General features: G+C 63.8%; 19 protein-coding genes. 14 read left to right on the top strand and 5 right to left on the bottom strand.

All coding sequences use genetic code 11. From position 1 onward, the window contains the following. The first annotated feature begins 36 nt into the window (after nt 1-36). From MSG_RS21135 to MSG_RS21095, 9 genes are all read left to right on the top strand, one after another. A complete protein-coding gene (locus MSG_RS21135; protein ID WP_096442717.1) occupies nt 37-1,242 on the top strand; it encodes a CaiB/BaiF CoA transferase family protein in 1,206 nt (401 codons plus the stop codon). Between the two features lie 273 nt (nt 1,243-1,515). Further along, entirely contained in the window at nt 1,516-2,325 is an 810-nt protein-coding gene (locus MSG_RS21130; RefSeq protein ID WP_096442715.1) for an MlaE family ABC transporter permease, read from the top strand. Between the two features lie 25 nt (nt 2,326-2,350). Beyond that, the gene (locus MSG_RS21125) at nt 2,351-3,199 is read left to right on the top strand and encodes an ABC transporter permease (RefSeq protein ID WP_096444708.1); all 849 of its coding nucleotides are present in this window, start codon (nt 2,351-2,353) and stop codon (nt 3,197-3,199) included. A gap of 20 nt (nt 3,200-3,219) precedes the next feature. After that, complete coding sequence (locus MSG_RS21120) at nt 3,220-4,497, top strand: MCE family protein (protein ID WP_096442713.1); 1,278 nt, start codon at nt 3,220-3,222, stop codon at nt 4,495-4,497. After that, the gene (locus MSG_RS21115; protein ID WP_096442711.1) at nt 4,494-5,534 is read left to right on the top strand and encodes an MCE family protein; all 1,041 of its coding nucleotides are present in this window, start codon (nt 4,494-4,496) and stop codon (nt 5,532-5,534) included. Before MSG_RS21120 ends, MSG_RS21115 begins: the two co-directional genes overlap by 4 nt. Next, on the top strand, nt 5,527-6,609 hold the full coding sequence (locus tag MSG_RS21110) for an MCE family protein (protein WP_096442709.1): 1,083 nt from the start codon (nt 5,527-5,529) through the stop codon (nt 6,607-6,609). Before MSG_RS21115 ends, MSG_RS21110 begins: the two co-directional genes overlap by 8 nt. Next, entirely contained in the window at nt 6,606-8,036 is a 1,431-nt protein-coding gene (locus MSG_RS21105; RefSeq protein WP_096442707.1) for an MCE family protein, read from the top strand. Before MSG_RS21110 ends, MSG_RS21105 begins: the two co-directional genes overlap by 4 nt. Next, on the top strand, nt 8,033-9,445 hold the full coding sequence (locus MSG_RS21100) for an MCE family protein (protein WP_096442705.1): 1,413 nt from the start codon (nt 8,033-8,035) through the stop codon (nt 9,443-9,445). Before MSG_RS21105 ends, MSG_RS21100 begins: the two co-directional genes overlap by 4 nt. Continuing rightward, nucleotides 9,445-11,241 (top strand): MCE family protein, encoded by a 1,797-nt coding sequence (locus MSG_RS21095; RefSeq protein ID WP_096442703.1) that lies wholly within the window; start codon nt 9,445-9,447, stop codon nt 11,239-11,241. The genes MSG_RS21100 and MSG_RS21095 overlap by 1 nt, the downstream gene beginning before the upstream one ends. A 32-nt stretch (nt 11,242-11,273) precedes the next feature. Here MSG_RS21095 and MSG_RS21090 read toward each other — a convergent pair whose 3' ends face one another. The 3 genes from MSG_RS21090 to MSG_RS21080 form a co-directional block, all read right to left on the bottom strand. Further along, nucleotides 11,274-11,789 (bottom strand): Rv2253/PknI dimerization domain-containing protein, encoded by a 516-nt coding sequence (locus tag MSG_RS21090; RefSeq protein ID WP_096442701.1) that lies wholly within the window; start codon nt 11,787-11,789, stop codon nt 11,274-11,276. Nucleotides 11,790-11,882: 93 nt separating this feature from the next. Then, nucleotides 11,883-12,479, bottom strand: a complete 597-nt coding sequence (locus tag MSG_RS21085) for a twin-arginine translocation pathway signal (protein ID WP_232011094.1) — start codon at nt 12,477-12,479, stop codon at nt 11,883-11,885. Next, the gene (locus MSG_RS21080) at nt 12,476-13,246 is read right to left on the bottom strand and encodes a hypothetical protein (protein ID WP_096442699.1); all 771 of its coding nucleotides are present in this window, start codon (nt 13,244-13,246) and stop codon (nt 12,476-12,478) included. The genes MSG_RS21085 and MSG_RS21080 overlap by 4 nt, the downstream gene beginning before the upstream one ends. A gap of 149 nt (nt 13,247-13,395) precedes the next feature. Here MSG_RS21080 and MSG_RS21075 point away from each other — a divergent pair, with 149 nt between their 5' ends. Then, nucleotides 13,396-13,800 carry a hypothetical protein gene (locus MSG_RS21075; protein ID WP_096442697.1) on the top strand — a complete coding sequence of 135 codons (405 nt, stop codon included), beginning with the start codon at nt 13,396-13,398 and terminating at the stop codon, nt 13,798-13,800. Nucleotides 13,801-13,812: 12 nt separating this feature from the next. Here MSG_RS21075 and MSG_RS21070 read toward each other — a convergent pair whose 3' ends face one another. Then, nucleotides 13,813-14,103, bottom strand: a complete 291-nt coding sequence (locus MSG_RS21070; RefSeq protein ID WP_096442695.1) for a hypothetical protein — start codon at nt 14,101-14,103, stop codon at nt 13,813-13,815. Nucleotides 14,104-14,138: 35 nt separating this feature from the next. After that, entirely contained in the window at nt 14,139-14,741 is a 603-nt protein-coding gene (locus MSG_RS21065; protein WP_096442693.1) for a TetR/AcrR family transcriptional regulator, read from the bottom strand. A gap of 96 nt (nt 14,742-14,837) precedes the next feature. Between MSG_RS21065 and MSG_RS21060 the strand changes: the two genes are divergently transcribed. The 4 genes from MSG_RS21060 to MSG_RS21045 are packed head-to-tail and all read left to right on the top strand — an operon-like array spanning nt 14,838 to nt 17,292. After that, on the top strand, nt 14,838-15,611 hold the full coding sequence (locus MSG_RS21060) for a hypothetical protein (RefSeq protein WP_096442691.1): 774 nt from the start codon (nt 14,838-14,840) through the stop codon (nt 15,609-15,611). After that, nucleotides 15,608-16,423, top strand: a complete 816-nt coding sequence (locus MSG_RS21055; protein ID WP_096442689.1) for a hypothetical protein — start codon at nt 15,608-15,610, stop codon at nt 16,421-16,423. The genes MSG_RS21060 and MSG_RS21055 overlap by 4 nt, the downstream gene beginning before the upstream one ends. After that, on the top strand, nt 16,420-17,007 hold the full coding sequence (locus MSG_RS21050; protein ID WP_096442687.1) for a cytochrome c oxidase subunit 3 family protein: 588 nt from the start codon (nt 16,420-16,422) through the stop codon (nt 17,005-17,007). The genes MSG_RS21055 and MSG_RS21050 overlap by 4 nt, the downstream gene beginning before the upstream one ends. 3 nt (nt 17,008-17,010) lie before the next feature. Next, nucleotides 17,011-17,292, top strand: coding sequence for a cytochrome C oxidase subunit IV family protein (locus MSG_RS21045; protein WP_096442685.1), 282 nt, complete (start codon nt 17,011-17,013; stop codon nt 17,290-17,292).

Genomic DNA, 17,292 nt, shown 5'->3' with positions numbered 1-17,292 from the left:
GAAGACCTTCGCCGTCACAGTCGTAGGAGGTGACGCATGAGGCCAATGGAAGGCATTCGCGTGCTGGAGGTCGCCATGTACGGGTTCGTCCCGTCGGCTGGCGCCGTGTTGCGCGAATGGGGTGCCGACGTGATCAAGGTCGAGCACGCGGTGACCGGAGACCCGCAGCGTGGGCTGCGGCAGACCGGCATGCTGCGCGTCGAGGGCGACCCCAACCCCAACATCGAGCACGCCAACCGCGGCAAGCGCAGCATCGGCCTGGACATGTCGGTGCCCGAGGGCAAGGAGGTGCTCTACGACTTGACCCGCCGGTCCGATGTATTCCTTACCAGCTTCCTGCCCGGCGCCCGGCAAAAGTTCGGCATCGACGTGGACGACATCCGCACGGTGAACCCGTCGATCATCTACGCGCGCGGCAGCGCGCTGGGGCCGCGTGGTGAAGAAGCAACCAAGGGCGGCTACGACATGACCGCCTTCTGGTGCCGGGCGGGCACCGCGGCCACCATCACCCCGATGGGAATGCCGGGCATGATCGCGCCGCCCGGACCGGCCTACGGCGACACCATCTCGGGAACCAACCTCGCCGGAGGCATCGCGGCGGCGTTGCTCAAGCGCGAGCGCACCGGCGAGCCATCCGTCGTCGACGTGTCGCTGCTGGGCAGCGGACTGTGGTCGATGGGCCACACCGTCGCGTTGACCAAGCACCTGAACCAACGGCTCGAGGCCCCCCCGCCGGGTGTGCATGGTGCGCCCAACAACCCGTTGGTTGGGCTGTACACGACGTCGGATGGCCGGTACATCTCCTTCGTGATGATGCAGCCGACCAAGTTCTGGGCGGACGTTTGCCGGCACGTCGACCTCCCGGAGTTTGCCGACGACCCGCGCTTCGCGACCATCGAGCAGATCACCGCCAACACATCGGCAGCGGTGGAGATCTTGACCAAGGTGATCGCGACCCGCACGCTAGCCGAGTGGAGCGATCGCTTTGCCACGTTGGCCGGCCCGTGGGCGCCAGTGCAGGACACGTTGCAGGCGGCCGACGACGCGCAGATCAGGGCCAACGAATACGTAGTGCGGGCAGGCGAACTCGAACTCGTCTCCAATCCGGTCCAATTCGACGTGGCGCCGCCGCATACCGGACCCGCACCAGGATTCGCCGAGCAGACCGACGAGATCCTGCTGGAACTGGGCTTGGATTGGGATCGCATCATCGAACTCAAGACGGCCGGCGCCGTCACCTGAGAACGGGACCGCCCTGATATGTTTCCGCGTTCAATAACGGTTATGCGTTTTTCGCCCCGCATGGACGTGGCATGAGTCACAATTGCCCGACGCTTTCTCACGCGACGGATCGGAGGATTGGCGTGAGGTTGGTAGCGGCTGTCCCACCGGCGACCGATGGCGGGATGCGGCTGCTCGGTGGACATTTCGACGTTTGTGCTCAACCGAATTTACCGCGGCCGGTACGCCAGAACAAGACTGCCAGTCTCGTAACGGTGAGAGGATCGGAAGCCCATGGCGAGTGAGGGGGCTGACCGCTGGTCGCCCGGCATCTCGTTCGGGCGTGGCTCCAAACCGATGGAGGCGGTTGGCGGTTTGTTCGCCATGTCGGCCGACGCGGTGAAGTTCCTGTTTCGCCGGCCGTTTCAGGGCCGCGAATTCCTGGAGCAGTCGTGGTTCGTGGCGCGGGTCGCGATCGTGCCGACGCTGTTGGTGGCGATCCCCTTCACCGTCTTGGTCAGCTTCACCCTCAACATCCTGCTCCGGGAGCTGGGTGCTGCCGACCTGTCGGGCGCGGGAGCGGCGTTCGGCGCGGTCACCCAGGTCGGGCCGTTGGTGACGGTCTTGATCGTGGCCGGTTCCGGTGCGACGGCGATGTGCGCGGACCTGGGTTCGCGGACGATCCGCGAAGAAATCGACGCGATGGAAGTGTTGGGTATCAACCCGATTCAGCGTCTCGTGACGCCGCGCATGCTGGCTGCGGGCCTGGTGGCGCTGCTGCTGAACAGCCTGGTGGTGATCATCGGCATCGTGGGCGGTTACGTCTTCTCGGTGTTCGTCCAGGACGTGAACCCCGGTGCATTCGCCGCAGGCATCACCCTGCTGACCGGTGTGCCCGAGGTGGTCATTTCGTGTGTGAAGGCAGCGCTTTTCGGACTGATCGCCGGGCTGGTCGCGTGCTATCGCGGCCTGACGGTGTCCGGTGGCGGCGCTAAGGCGGTTGGCAACGCGGTCAACGAGACCGTGGTGTTCGCGTTCATGTCTCTACTGGTCGTCAATGTGGTCGTCACCGCCATTGGCATCCGATTTTCGTCCAAGCAGTAGCTCGAGGGAGGTGCAAGGACCCGCCGTGGCACAGCTAAGAGCCGTTTACCCGCGGCTATCGCGGCAGATTTCCAAGCCGGTCGGCACCCTGAGCCGAATCGGCGATCACACGCTGTTCTACGGCAAGGCGCTTGCCGGAATCCCTTTCGCCGTGACGCATTACCGGCGGGAAATCATTCGTCTGGTTGCCGAAATCAGCATGGGCGCGGGCACGCTGGCGATGATCGGTGGGACGCTGGCCATCGTCGGGTTCATGACGCTGGCCGCCGGTGGCACGCTCGCCGTGCAGGGATACAGCTCGCTGGGCAATATCGGCATCGAGGCGTTGACCGGGTTTCTGGCCGCCTTCATCAATGTGCGAATCGCCGCGCCGATCGTTGCGGGAATTGGCTTGGCCGCGACCTTCGGCGCCGGGGTGACGGCGCAGCTGGGCGCGATGCGGATCAACGAAGAAATCGATGCGCTGGAATCCATGGCGATCCGCCCGATTTCGTATCTGGTCAGCACCAGGATCGTGGCCGGCATGCTGGCGATTACGCCGTTGTACAGCATCGCGGTGGTGCTGTCCTTTATGGCCAGCCAGTTCATCACGACGGTCCTGTTCGGCCAGTCCGGTGGTTTGTACAACCACTACTTCACGACGTTCTTGAACCCCATTGATTTGTTCTGGTCGTTCCTGCAGGCCGTCGCGATGGCGCTGACGATCTTGTTGATCCATACGTTCTACGGCTATTTCGCCTCGGGCGGACCGGCCGGTGTAGGCGTCGCGACGGGTAACGCGGTGCGGACGTCGCTGATCGTGGTGGTGTCGGTGATCCTGCTGGTCTCGCTGGCTATCTACGGTTCCAACGGCAACTTCAACCTCTCCGGCTAGAGAAGGGTGGTGAAAGGAAAGTGACGCGCAACTTCGGGCCCGGTCCCATCGACCGCTCTGAAGCGGATAGCTCGGCTAGACCGGTCGCGGCATCACCCGGCCGCCACTTCGGGGCGCAATCGTATGCGCGTCCGCTGGCCGGATTGGCGACCATCGTCATCGTCGGCATCATCGTCGCCGTGGCGCTGGCCCTGTTCCAGGGAAATTTCACGAAAACCGTGCCGGTGACTGTCGTTTCACCCCGCGCCGGTTTGGTGATGAATCCGGATGCCAAAGTGAAGATGCGCGGCGTCGAGGTCGGCAGGGTGGGCTCGATTGATGTGCGGCCCAACGGCCAAGCGGTCCTGAACCTCGAAATGCAGCCGTCCCAAATGCCTCTCATCCCGGCCAACGTCCTCGTCGACATCGCATCGACGTCGGTGTTCGGTGCCAAATTCGTCGACCTGATACCGCCAGCCGACCCGTCGCCAAAACATCTGCAGCCCGGTGCGGTGCTGCAGAACAAGGACGTCACCGTCGAAATCAACACGGTCTTCCAGCAATTGCAGAACCTGTTGTCATCGATCGATCCGGCCAAGCTCAACGAGACGCTCGGCGCGATCGCCTCCGCGGTGAACGGCCGGGGCCACAAGATCGGCCAGACGATCTCCGACTTCAATGCTTTTCTGGCCAAACAGGAACCGAGCCTGCCCGCGCTGAGCCACGACCTCGAGGCGCTGCCGGTCGTGAGCAACGCCTACGCCGACTCGGCGCCACATTTGCTGTCGACGATCGACAACACGATCACCATCAGCAAGACCCTCGTCGAGGAGCAACAGAACCTGGACACGTTCCTGCTCAGCTCAATTGGCCTGGCCAATACGGGCAACGACGTGATCGGCACCAATCGCGAAGTGCTGGGCGACGTCCTGCACAAGCTGGTGCCCACCACCAACCTGCTGAACGAATACCACAAGGTGCTGTGGTGCGGCCTCGCCGGGTCACTGGAGAACCTGCACGTCCCGAACAACACCGAACCGATGATCTACGCACAGGTCTTCCTCGGCTTCGGCACCGAGCGCTACCGCTACCCCAGCAACCTACCCAAGGTCGCGGCGACCGGCGGCCCGCACTGCGAGAACCTTCCCGACGTGCCGTACCGCAAGGCGCCGGAGTTCGTGATTGCCGACGTCGGTGCCAACCCGCAGGAATACGGCAACCCGCAGCTGATGTGGAACTCCGACGCGCTCAAGCAGCTGCTGTACGGTCCGATCGACGGGCCGCCCCGCAACGTCACGCAGATCGGACAACCCGGATGACGGGCTCGCGCGGGATGATCATCAAATTCGGGACCTTCGGCCTGGTGATGACGCTGCTGACGGTGTCCTTGTTCTTCATCTTCGGTCAGTACACGACCGGCTCGACCACCGGGTATTCGGCGCTGTTCAACGATGTTTCGCGGCTCAAGGAGGGACAGACCGTCCGGGTCGCCGGCGTTCGTGTGGGCACGGTCAAGAGCATCTCGTTGCGTCCGGACAAGAAGGTGCTGGTGAAATTCGACGCCGACCGCAGCGTGGTACTCACCACCGGCACCCGGGCCATGATCCGCTACCTGAACCTCGTCGGGGACCGCTACCTCGAACTCGTCGACGGCCCCGGATCCACCAAGGTGCTGCCCGCGGGTTCGGAGATCCCGCTCGAACGCACCGCCCCCGCGCTCGACCTCGACTTGTTGCTCGGCGGACTCAAACCCGTTACGCAGGGCCTGAATCCGCACGACGTCAACGAACTCAGTGCCGCGCTGATTCAGGTATTCCAGGGCGAGGGCGGAACACTGAATTCGCTCTTCGCGAAGACGACCTCGTTTTCCAACGCGATCGCCGACAACGGCCAAACGGTGCAGGAGCTCATCGACAACCTCAACATCGTCGTGGGCACCGTGGACAAAGAGAGCGGTAAATTCTCCGACGCCATCGATCGATTGGAGAAACTGATCAGCGGCTTGTCCAACGACCGCGACACGATCGGCACCGCCATCACCTCCCTCGACAATGGCACCGCCTCGCTCGCGAGCCTGCTCAGCCGCGCCCGCAAGCCGTTGGCCAACACTGTCGACCAGTTGGATCGCATGGCGCCGTTGCTGGCGAAGGACCCCGACCTCATCGACATCTCTTTGCAGAAGCTGCCGCACAACTACAAGAAACTGCAGCGGCTGGGCTCCTACGGAGCCTGGTTCCCGTATTACCTGTGCGGGCTGGAGCTTTGGGTGTCTGATTTGCAGTACCGCACGGTGCAGGTGGGTATCGCGCACCAGACCACCGGACGGTGCGCGGAGCCAAAGGACCCCGATGAATAGGTACCGTGGCGCTCAGCTGATCAAATCGGGATTCATCGGCGCCGTCCTCATCATCCTGATCATCGCGGTTGGACTGAATCCTGATCAACTGCTGCAGCGGGCCACCACGGTGCGCTATCAGGCGGTGTTTGCCGATGCCGGCGGTCTCGCGACCGGCAACGAGGTCACGGTTTCGGGCATCAAGGTCGGCACCGTATCGGGAATGTCGTTGGACCGTGGCGATGTCGTGGTGACGTTCACCGTCAAGGGCAACGTACAGCTCGGGTCCGCCAGCACCGCACACATCAGGACGGGTTCGCTGCTGGGGCAACGAATACTCACCCTGGAATCGGCGGGCAACAACACCTTACGTCCGATGAGCGTTATCCCGGTGTCGCGTACCTCGTCGCCCTATTCGCTGTCCGAGGCCGTGGAGAATCTCTCGAGTGATATCGAGGGGACCGACACCGGTGCGCTGAACCAGTCTCTCGACACGTTGTCGTCGACGCTGAATGAGATTGCGCCGCAATTGGGTCCCACGTTCGACGGGGTGGCGCGCCTGTCCCAAACCCTGAATTCGCGCAACAAGTCACTGAGCGAGTTGCTCAAGGGCGCCGCCGATGTGACCGGCGTCTTGTCGCAGCGCAGCGATCAGCTCAACACGCTGATCCTCAACGCCAACGACCTGGTGTCGACGCTGGTCGCGCGCCGGCAGGCGATCGTGCGCCTCCTGGAAAGCACGTCGGTCGTGTCCAAGCAGCTGACCGGCTTGGTGCACGACAACGAATCGAAGCTGGCACCCTCCCTCGAAAAGGTAAACAAGGTGCTGGCGGTGCTGCAAAAGAACCGGGACAACATCGCCAAAGCGCTTCCGGGACTGGCGAAGTTCTCCATCACGTCCGGTGAAACCGTATCGAGCGGGTTCTACTACAACCCGCTCATTCCAAACATCTTCTTCATGCAGTTCTTCCAGTGGTTGTTCGACTACAGCTTCGGCTTCCGTGCCTACGGGCGGCCGGGCTCACCGCCGGACAATGCCGGCCCGCGGGCGTTCTTCCCCTTCCCCTTCAATATGATCCCGGGAGGGTCACGGTGAACCGGCTTCAGGCGATTCCGCGTAGCACGCTCAAGGTCGGGCTGGCGATTGTGTTGGCCTTCCTGCTGATCGTCGGCGCGGGAATCGCCGTGCGCAACACCTTCTTCCACACGACGACGATCACCGCCTACTTCCCGACCGCTACCGCGATCTATCCGGGTGACGATGTGCGGGTGTCCGGGTTGAAGGTCGGCACCATTGACTCGATTCAGCCGGAGGGCACCCGCGCCAAGTTGGTGATGCACGTCGATCATGGCGTGTCCATCCCGGCCGATGCCAAGGCGGTGATCGTGGCCCAGAACCTGGTGGCCGCGCGCTATGTGCAGCTCACCCCGCCGTATCGGTCCAGCGGTCCCACCATGCGCGACGGCGCGGTGATACCGATTGACCGGACGGCGGTACCGGTGGAATGGGACCAGGTAAAGACCCAGTTGATGCGTTTGGCAACCGAATTGGGACCCAGCAGCAAAGTGTCAACCCCATCGGTGGCCCGCTTCATCGACAGCGCCGCCGACGCGCTGGGTGGCGACAACGGTGAAAGGCTCAGGCAGACACTTTCTCAACTGTCGGCGGTGACGCGAATCTTTGCCAACGGCAGCGGCAGCCTCGTCGACATCGTCAAGAATTTGCAGACGTTCATCTCGGCTCTGCGGGACAGCAACACTCAGATCGTGCAGTTCGACAACCGATTGGCGACCCTCACCAGTGTGCTCGACGACAACAAGTCCGACCTGGACGCGGCTCTGACGGATCTGTCGGGTGCGGTCGGTGAAGTGCAGCGTTTCATCGAGGGCAGTCGGGATGCCACTTCCGAGCAGCTGCAGAAGTTGGCCGACGTGACCCAGATCCTCGTCGACAACAAGATGGCCCTGAAAAACGTTCTGCACGTTGCTCCCAACGCGATCGCCAACGCTTACAACGACTACGACCCCGACGTAGGGAACATCCGCGGTGGGGTGGGATTCCAGAACTTCACCAATCCCACCTACGCCCTTTGCACGCAAGTCGGGGCGCTGGAGAACGCCACCTCGGTGGAGAGCGGTAAGTTGTGTGGCTTGTATCTGAGCCCGGCGTTGAAGGTGTTCAACCCGTTGTTCTACTTCAACTTCAATTTCATCCCGATTCCGATCAACCCCTTCTTGGCCCCGGCCTTCGACCCGAAAAACGTGATCTACACCGAAGATCGGCTGAAGCCGGGCGGGGAAGGGCCCAAGCCGGTTGCACCCGAGTTGCCGCCCTCGATCTCCGCGTACACCGGGCTGCCGGGTGACCCGGTAGGCCCGCCGGGATCCGTGCCACTGGGCCGGATTCCGGGAGCTGCGATGCCCGAGCCGCCGCCGCCCAGCGTGCCGGTAACTCCGCCTTCGGCTCCGGCTCCGGAGAACGTTCAGGACATGCTGCTCCCCGGCGGAGGTCAGCAACCATGAGCGCGTGTGTCGCGATTCGTCGGATGCTCGGCATCGGCGGCTGCCTGATGTTGACCTTGACCGGATGTTCCTTCAGCGGCTTGAACTCGCTGCCGTTGCCCGGCGCGACCGGACGTGGCTCGGGTGCCAACGTCTATCACGTCGAGATCGCTAATGTTGGCCAGCTGGAAGCGAATTCGCCGGTAATGATCGACGATGTCATCGTAGGCAGCATCAGCAAGATGACCGTGCAGAATTGGCACGCGAACCTGGATATCTCCCTCAATCCCGGGACTTCGGTACCGGCGAACGTGGTCGCCCGTGTCGGTCAGACCAGCCTGCTGGGATCCATGCACCTCGAGCTGGAACCCCCGCTCGGGGAACCCGGAAAGGGGCGTCTGCAGCCTGGCGCCACCATCCCACTGAGCCGCACGTCAACGTATCCGTCGACCGAGCAGACGCTCTCCTCCCTGTCGGTGATCCTCAACGCCGGTGGGCTGGGCCAATTCGGCGACATCATCCACAACTTCAACGGGGCCCTGTCCGGGCACGCCGGCGAACTGCGCGAGCTACTCAGCCACCTCGATAGATTTATCGGCACGCTCGATCAGCAGCGCGACAATCTGGTGGCGTCCATCCAGGCCCTGAACCGGCTCAGCGGAACTTTTGCCGCTCAGCGCGACGTGATAACACAAGCGCTGCACAAGATTCCGCCGGCACTGGAGGTGCTCACCAAGGAGCGGCCGCGCATCACCGAAGCGCTGCACAAGCTGGGGACGTTCAGTGACACCGCTACTAGGCTGGTCAACGACGCCGGGGATGACTTGGTCAAGAACCTGCAAAACGTGGCGCCGGCGATCGGTGCGCTGGCCGACATCGGCCCGGATCTCGATGCCGCGCTTGCCTACGCGCCCACGTTCCCGTTCACCCAGGGCTTCATCGATCGGTTCATCCGCGGCGACTACGTCAACGGATACTTCGTCATCGACCTGACCAACGCCGGCCTGCGTAAGAGCATCCTGCTGGGCACCCACTGGGGACGGCTGGGTGCAGAGATACCTCCGAAGCCCGGCGACCCGCCCTACCTGCAATTCAGGTACGGCGCCCCGCCCGGGGCGCCCGGAGCGCTCACCGGCCCTGGCCCGGTCGGAGAGCCGCTGCGTGGGCCGGATCCCCGACCTTGGCAGCCTGGGATGCCGCCGCCCAATGAGGCGCCCGTGGGAGCCCCACCGGTCCCGCTGACAGCGCTGCTCAATGGGCAGTCGGCGGATGCACCCCCGCTGCCCGGTCCGCCTCCGGCCGCGCAGAATCTGCCCGGGCCGCTGCCGGCGCAGTACCTGCCGGGGCCTCCGCAAGCCGCCCCGCTGCCGGGACCGCCGCCCGATCAGGGTGCCGCCGGCCCGACTGCGACGGATGTAGGAGGGCACTGATGCTGACCCGCTTTGTCCGTGTCCAATTGGCGATCTTCTCGCTCGTGGGAGTCATCGGCCTGATCGTCATGGTCGTGTGGTATATGCAGGTGCCGACGTTGCTGGGCATCGGCAAGATGACGGTCACGCTCGAGCTGCCTGCCACGGGGGGCCTCTACCGGTTCTCCAACGTGACCTACCGCGGCGTGCAGATCGGCAGGGTTACCGACATAGCGCTGACTCCTACCGGCGCGAAAGCCGTTATGCGTCTTGATACTTCACCCAACATCCCGGCGGACCTCAAGGCCGAGGTACTCAGCATCTCTGCGGTGGGTGAGTACTACGTAGACCTGCGACCGAAAACCGACTCGGCGCCGTACCTGCACGACGGGTCCGTGATCTCGGTGAATCAGGCAACGCTTCCGCAGCCGATCGGTCCCGTCCTCGATCAGAGTAACGCCTTGATCAAGAGCATTCCGAAAGACAAGCTCAGCACGCTGCTCGATGAGACGTACAAGGGATTCAACGGTGCTGGTTACGATTTCCAGTCGTTCTTCGACTCCTCGGCGCAACTCTCCCACGATTTCAACGGCATCTCCGACCGCACGCAAACCCTGACCGAGGACACCGGACCCTTCCTGAATGCGCAAGCCCAGACCGCCGACTCGATCCGAACGTGGGCACGCAGTCTCGACGGTATTACCGGCGAAACCGCCAAAGACGATCCGCAGTTCCGCAACTTGCTGCGGAAAGGGCCCGCGGCGTTCGACGAAGCGTCGCAACTGCTGAATCAGATCAAACCGACGCTGCCGGTGCTGCTCGGCAACCTCGCCACCATTGGTCAGATCGGCGTGGCGTACCACGCATCCCTCGAACAGGTACTGGTGTTGTTGCCGCCCTTCACCGCGGCGATCCAGTCTTTCCTCCCCACCAAGACGATCGCCGGATTACCCACCGGCGCATTCAATCTCGACATCAGCGACCCGCCGGCGTGCACCGTGGGCTTCCTGCCGCCGAGTCAATGGCGTTCGCCGGCCGACACTCGAACCGTCGACACACCCGACGGGCTGTACTGCAAACTGCCGCAGGACTCGCCCATCGGGGTGCGCGGTGCACGTAATTACCCATGCCAGGAGCGGCCCGGAAAGCGCGCGCCGACCGTCGAGATCTGCGAGAGCGACAAGCCATTCGAGCCGCTCGCCATGCGCCAGCACATCTTCGGTACCTACCCGCTGGACCCGAACCTCATTGCGCAGGGCATCCCGCCGGACGACCGGATGAACTGGAACCGGGAGAGGATCTTCGGCCCGGTGGAGGGAACGCCGATGCCGCCGGGAGCGGTCCCGCGCGGACCGGGAGCGCCGCCTCCGCCGGCGGTACCGGTTGGACCCGCGCTCCCCGCGCAGACGATGGGCGAAGTCTCTCCGATTGCGCCGCTTGACGTTCCGTCCTCGCCGGCCGAGTTGCCGCGGGGCAACACACCGTCGGTCCCGCCGGCAATGTTCCCCTTTGCCCCGCAGCCCGCGGCGCCACCGGCCGACTCGCCGCCGCCCGCGGCTCCAGTGGCTGACACGCCACAGCCGGCCGATGCCCCGTTGCCACTACCAGCGGGTCCGCCGGGCAGCGCGCCGGTTGGGCAGTCAATTACCCCGAGTGCGTTCGGGGGCAACGCGTCCCGGCCTGGACCGTCGGTGGCCATCGCCCAATACGACCCGCGCACCGGGACCTACGTCACCCCCGACGGTCACGTCTTCCGTCAGTCGGACCTTGTCACGAAGAAGGCGCCCAAGACGTGGAAGGACATGTTCGCCATCTGAGCCCCGACGCTTTTGGTGCTGGGAAGTGAATGTCAGCTGATCTGGTCGAGCCGCAGCGGCTGCTCGATATCCAGCGGGAGGTTGGTGCCGCACGCCCCGGACGGGCCGATGGTGCGTTCGTCTCCGCGAAAAACGGGTGATCCCAACACGTTTACCCCCGTTACCGGGTCCGCGGGGTGGAACATGATGTAGTCCGTCGCGGTGTAAGAGGTGCCGTCGTCGCAGGTCTCCCAGTTCGGGATGTCGCGTCTGAGGTACCAGGTGAGGCCGTCGAACATCCGCACCGGCGCGCTCCAACCCTGATCGCTGACGACCGTGCCGGTGCAATCGTAGGCACTGGTGCACGACGTGTTGATCTTCCAGGTGCTGCGCACGTTCGCTTCCTGGTGATACACCTGCCGAGATCTCGCCCATTGCCCGACCACGGTCGCGGTATACGTGCCGTTGATGGCGGGGTTGTACGCCCGCGCCGCCGGCGCCAGACTCACGGCCCCCGCTATACCGGCGGCCGCCAGTGTTGCGCTCACCGCCACGTTCATGGAACGCATCTCGTGCTCCTCGGCGTGCTAAATGCCGCCATTCTCAAGCGAACTCGAATTCACAGACTAACACCGTCGCGGCCCATTACGGAATGGTTTCGATCAAGGCGCACCCGCACCCGTACTCGCGCCCATCGTCTCGAAATTCTCGATAAGCCATGAATCATTAACCCTCGTGAGCGCCACCTTGAGGCTGCTCGACGTCACCACCGGATCGGGTTTGTCCTTGCTCATGGTCTTCAGCCTCACGAATGCGAGGACGACGGCGGAATTCGGGCGCATTTCCGATACGGCCGCTTTGACAATCCAGGCTCTTGTCGTGACTTGGCCGCGCAGTGCCGAAATGCCCACCACTTTCTCGGCGAACCGTTGGTAGTAGGGCAGATAGCTATCGGCGATCCGGGATTTGGCGTTGTCGAAATCCTGGGTGAGGGTCTCGGGTGAATAGGACAGCAGCGCCACCGCCCCGTCGCTGGCCGCCGCGATGACCTGATGTCGCGCGGTGGCGTCGGTTTGCAGATCCGGCCGGAACACGACGTAGGAATAACCGGCAGCAAATCCTGTCGTGGCTATCAGCAGTAGCGTCAGCAGAATCGGTCGCCAGTGCGTCACGCCTCGGCGCAACAAGCGTCCTGCGCGTTTGACGCGGCTGGCGGGCCGGGGTGCCGGCTGCTGCGCCACCTCATCCTCAGCGATCACGGAACGAACTCGACTCTGGAGACTTTGAGCTGGCCGCCGTCTCGCCGCACGTCGACGACGACCCGCAGGTTCTTCGATTCGGGCTTAGCGGGACCGGGCTTGGTGAGCTCGCTTTTGGCGGCGACCAGGACGCTCGCCGACTCGTTGGTCATGGTTTGCACGGCGACGGCCTGAACCGTGCCCTTGGTGCTGGCCTTCGATTCCTCGACCGCCTTCACGAAATCCTCGGCAGACAGCAATATCCCGGCCTTGAATTCACCGGTTGTCTCGTCAACGAAACGTTGCACGTCGGCCCGCGCCGTGTCAGCGTTGATCGACAGCATCGTCTGGATCGCGTGGCGTGCCTCTGCGGCGAATGCCGCGGTGCGTTGCCTCTGCTGCAGCACCTCCCGGTGATGCCACAGCAAACCGGCGCTGGCGGCCAGGGAGGCGACGACACAGCCGATCGCGGCTAAGACGATCGCGGCCTTGCCGCCCGGACGGGACAGCCTTCGCCTCCGCTGCTTGGGCGCTGATTCGACGGCCGATCCCGCCGCTACGGCTTCCGCGTCTGCTGTGTCGTCCGCTCGTGCGTCACCGTGATCGCCGGACGCCGCCTCGGCCAGTTGGCGCAGCTGTGTTGCGCGGGCGCGCGCAGCCTCGGCCCGGGCCTCCGCCCGGGCGAGCTCACCCTCGTCGGCGGCCGAAGCGGACGCCGGGCCCGAGTCGCGCCCTGCCCCATGGTTATCGACGTCGAGCGTCTCAGCTGGGAGCTCGCGTGGCGGCATGGATCACCTCCTCGTCCGCACCATCGGAGAGCCACATTATCACTGGCAGAGGGGGCCACAGCGCCTTCGGTAGCGGCACCCCGCGCGGCTCTTCTCAGAAAGGCAGAATTCCGCTCCCAATTTCGTTTCCAGCGTGGCAAAGTATTCTCGTGCGATTCATTGTGGCGTCGGTGGCAGTAATGCTGGGCCTCGGCTTGTTCGCCGCGGCGCCTGCTGCCGCCGGACCGCCCAGCTGCGACGACTCCTTCTGCACACCGGGAATCATCCCGCATCGCGTGCTCGGCGCACCTTGTGACAACAGCACCTACTACGTATTCGGAACCGCGGACTACAACGTCTCGTTCGCCACGCAGCCGGGGCGACTGATGTTCTGTGGATCGCCGAGAAGGTATGAGCCCCGGTGGTTTAGGTCGCCCCCGATGGTCGGCGTCAAGGACGAGGGTTCGTCGTGTGTCGATTACCCGACGTACTACGTCGCCCAGGCTCCGGACGGGCTGTTCCTCGTCTGCAATGCGCATGACGGCGTACAGGTTTGGGAGCGCGGCGACACCTGAGCCGCGTCCGGCCTACGGCCGGGTGTTCGGAATCTCCGGCCAGTCCTGGAACGGGCTGGGTCCCCAGTAATCGTTGCTGTGGATCGTGCCGTCCACGGGCCGATGGTGCGCGTCGTGGCAGGTGTTCGGGTCCCAATTGGGCCCCCAGGCCGGGTCCCACGGATTGGGCGGGCACCAGTAATACCCCACGAACGGCCACGGGGGATCGTCGGCGCGAGCGTTGGTTGCGGTGCCCACACTCGCCAATCCGAATCCGGTGCCGACCATCAGCGCTGCGGCAGTGAAGCGCCCGAATGTGCTCATGGGAGAACGGTACCTGAGCACGCGACGAATCCCGCCTAGTTGGCCGATTCCTGATGCAGGCGCAGCAGGCGCCGGCTCAAGTCGATCAGCCGGTCGAGCAGGACCTCGTCATCGATGTCGGCGACCAACGGATGCATGACGGCGGTGCTGATCGCACCGGAGAACATGGCCGCCTCGATGCGGCCGTCGAGACCAGCATCGCCCAGCAGCACGCGATAGAGGCGATCCATGAAACGTTGGAACGGTTCATGCTCGGCCAGCAGTCGAATGACGACGGGATCGTATTGCAGCGTGCGTACCAGCCGGCGGTCCCGAACCGCCATCTCGACCGTCCGCACCAACAACGCATCGCGGGCTTGCGGTCCGTTGCCGTGCGCCTCGGCCTCGACGAGCGCTGGGCCGAGGCGGCCCAGTTCGCGCTCGGTCACCGCGATCACAATCTGATCTTTGGTCCGGAATTGGTGGTAGACAGCTGCTTTCGTGATTCCGACCGCGTCCGCGATCATCTGCAGCGACGTGCCGCTGACTCCGTGCTCGGCGAACAGGTCCAGCGCGGCATCGAGCACGCGCGTCCTGGCGGCGCTGTGCTGGACGTTGCCCAACTCCCAACCGTTGACGCCCTTGCGTGCTGTTCCCACACGAAGAGCGTAGACGACGCCTATTGACCGAAGCTAGCCGAACGGCTAGCTTCGCGACTAACCGTGTAGCCAGCCCGGCGCAGCGAAGGAGCAAAGATGTCCGACCGTGTCGATCGCGATGCAGGGCCGGGCGGTGTGCGCAGACGAACCGACGGCGAACTGATCCTGTTGTGGACGCTGCCCGCAGCCCTGATCCTCTGGGGCGCCTGCTTCTTGCTATTCCCCGGCTTCAACCCGCCGATGTCGCCGACGATGTCGGCCGACCAGGTTGCGGCGTTCTATCGGGATCCCGCGCATATTCCCCAGATCCGTTCCAGCATGATCGTATTCAATTGGTTCGGCGTGTGCCTGGTCCCGATCCTCGCGCTGATCGTCCTTCAGATCCGCCGCATGGCACACCGGACGCCGATCTTCTCCTACGCGATGCTGGGCTGCGCGGCGGGCGGTCCGACGCTGTTCCTGGTGGCGAACGTCTGCTGGCTGCTTGCCGCCTTTCGCCCGGAGCGCAGCGCGGGATTGACTCAACTGCTCAACGACCTCGGTTGGGTCACCTTCACCATTGTGGTGCAGTTTCTGATCGGGCAGTGTGTAATCCTGGCGCTGGCAGTCTTTTTCGACGATCAGCCAAGGCCGGTATTCAACCGTTGGGTGGGCTACTTCAACCTTGTTGTGGCGGCCGCGCTGGTGCCCGCCGCGTTCGTCGGCGTGACCTTGACCGGCCCGCTGGCCTGGGACGGCTTCCTGTCGTTCTGGGTGAAGAACGTCGCCATCGCGGTCTGGATCGTCGTGATGGGCGTTGTGTTGGGACAAGCCGTCTACCGTGAGCGTGCCGAGAACCACCGGCGCCCAGGCGAACTGGTCACCGCATGAGTGCGGTCGTCACGACGCCGACCCGCCCAGCCACCCCGCCCGCGGGACCACTGCACCGTCGAATCGGTTGGCACCTGACGCGCGGACCCAAGCGAGAGCTGTGGTTGGCGTGGGGGACGCTCATGGTCTTCTACAGCTTGTTCTTCCCGATGTTCTTCATCGTCGCGCAAGTGCAGCCGCCGCCGGAGCCCACCTGGGACCTCGCGACACAGGTGCACTGGTTCTCCGAACGTCACCTCGGCATACCCGTCGGCTTCGGTGTCATCTTTGCCATCAGCGGCATGATCGCGGTCAACAATGCCCTCATCGCGTATTCGATGCGGCGGATGTCGGTCAGCCGCGTGTTCGCCTACTCGTATCTGGTCATCTATTCGCTCAGCGCGGTTCCAGGGATGTTGCTGCTCAACATCGCGCTGATCGTCGGCACGTTGCGGCCGGACCGCGACCCCGAATCGATCGGTTGGCTTTACGATTTCGCTTTTCTGTCGTTCGACGGAACCATGGGGGTGTTCCTGATCGGCTCGTTGATCTGGATGGCCGCGATCCTGCTGGACAAGAATCGCGTGTTCCCCAAGTGGTTCGGCTATCTCAACCTGTGCAATGCGCTGACCGAAGTGGTCGTGGCGCCCTGCTGGATTTTCCGCCGCGGGGTGTTCGCGTGGGATGGCGAGATCGCCTGGTGGCTGGACATGGTCGTATTCGGCATCTATCAAGTCACTTTCATCGTCATGCTGTTCGCCATGATCCGCCGCGAAGACTTCGGCACCGGGCCGCTGCCCGACCTGCCGCGCAAGAAGAAGATCGCCCAGTGACCCACGTCGCAGAGAAGGGCCCACGCGTCAGGGCGGTGCCGGGCCAACCCGACATGTGGGTCTTCGTGTTGTTCGAGACCCTGGTATTCACAGCGTATTTCGGCTTCTACCTGTTCTCCCGCGGGCGCAATCCCGAGTCTTTCCTGCACGCGCAGGTCCAACTCGACCTGCGCGTCGGAGTCCTCAACACCCTCGTCTTGCTGTTGAGCTCGTGGTCGGTGGCGCGATGCGTCCAGTCCGCCCGCGCCGGTGCCTACCGCGCGGCCCTGCACGATGTCTTGATCACCGCCGCGTTCGCCGTACTGTTCCTGTTCTTCAAGGTGTTTGAGTGGGTCCGGTTGGTGCGCGCCGGAAACGGATTGGACGGCAACGACTTCTTCATGTACTACTACTTCCTCACCGGGATCCACTTCGTTCACCTGCTGATCGGGTTTGTGGTCCTCGGTGTCATCCTCTATCAACTCCGCAGGCCGGCACCAAAATCTCAGAACTCTCAGGAAGTCATCGAGACCGGCGCAACGTATTGGCATACCGTCGATTTCCTCTGGGTGCTGATCTTTGCGTTGCTCTACGTGGTGCGGTGAGCGGTGAGATTCAACAAGAGGCTGCTGTACGTCTGGTTGATCCTGGCGACGCTGACGCTGGGCTATCTTTGGATAGACCACTCCGTCGACGGATCGCTGAAATCCAGCGCGGCGGTAACTTCAGGCGTCGTCGTAATCGCACTTGTCAAGGTGCGCATCATCTTTCGGGAATTCATGGAGGTGCGCAGCGCCCCGGTCCTGCTGTGCCGCCTCACCGACGCGTGGGTGGTGCTGATTGGCGTCGCCCTGCTCGGTTGCTACTTCGTTGGCCTGCAGGTGCGGTAG

The organism is Mycobacterium shigaense, from assembly GCF_002356315.1.
Taxonomy (GTDB): Bacteria; Actinomycetota; Actinomycetes; order Mycobacteriales; family Mycobacteriaceae; genus Mycobacterium; species Mycobacterium shigaense.
Note: the sequence above shows the minus strand (reverse complement) of the source record. Positions and strands in the feature narration are given on the sequence as shown.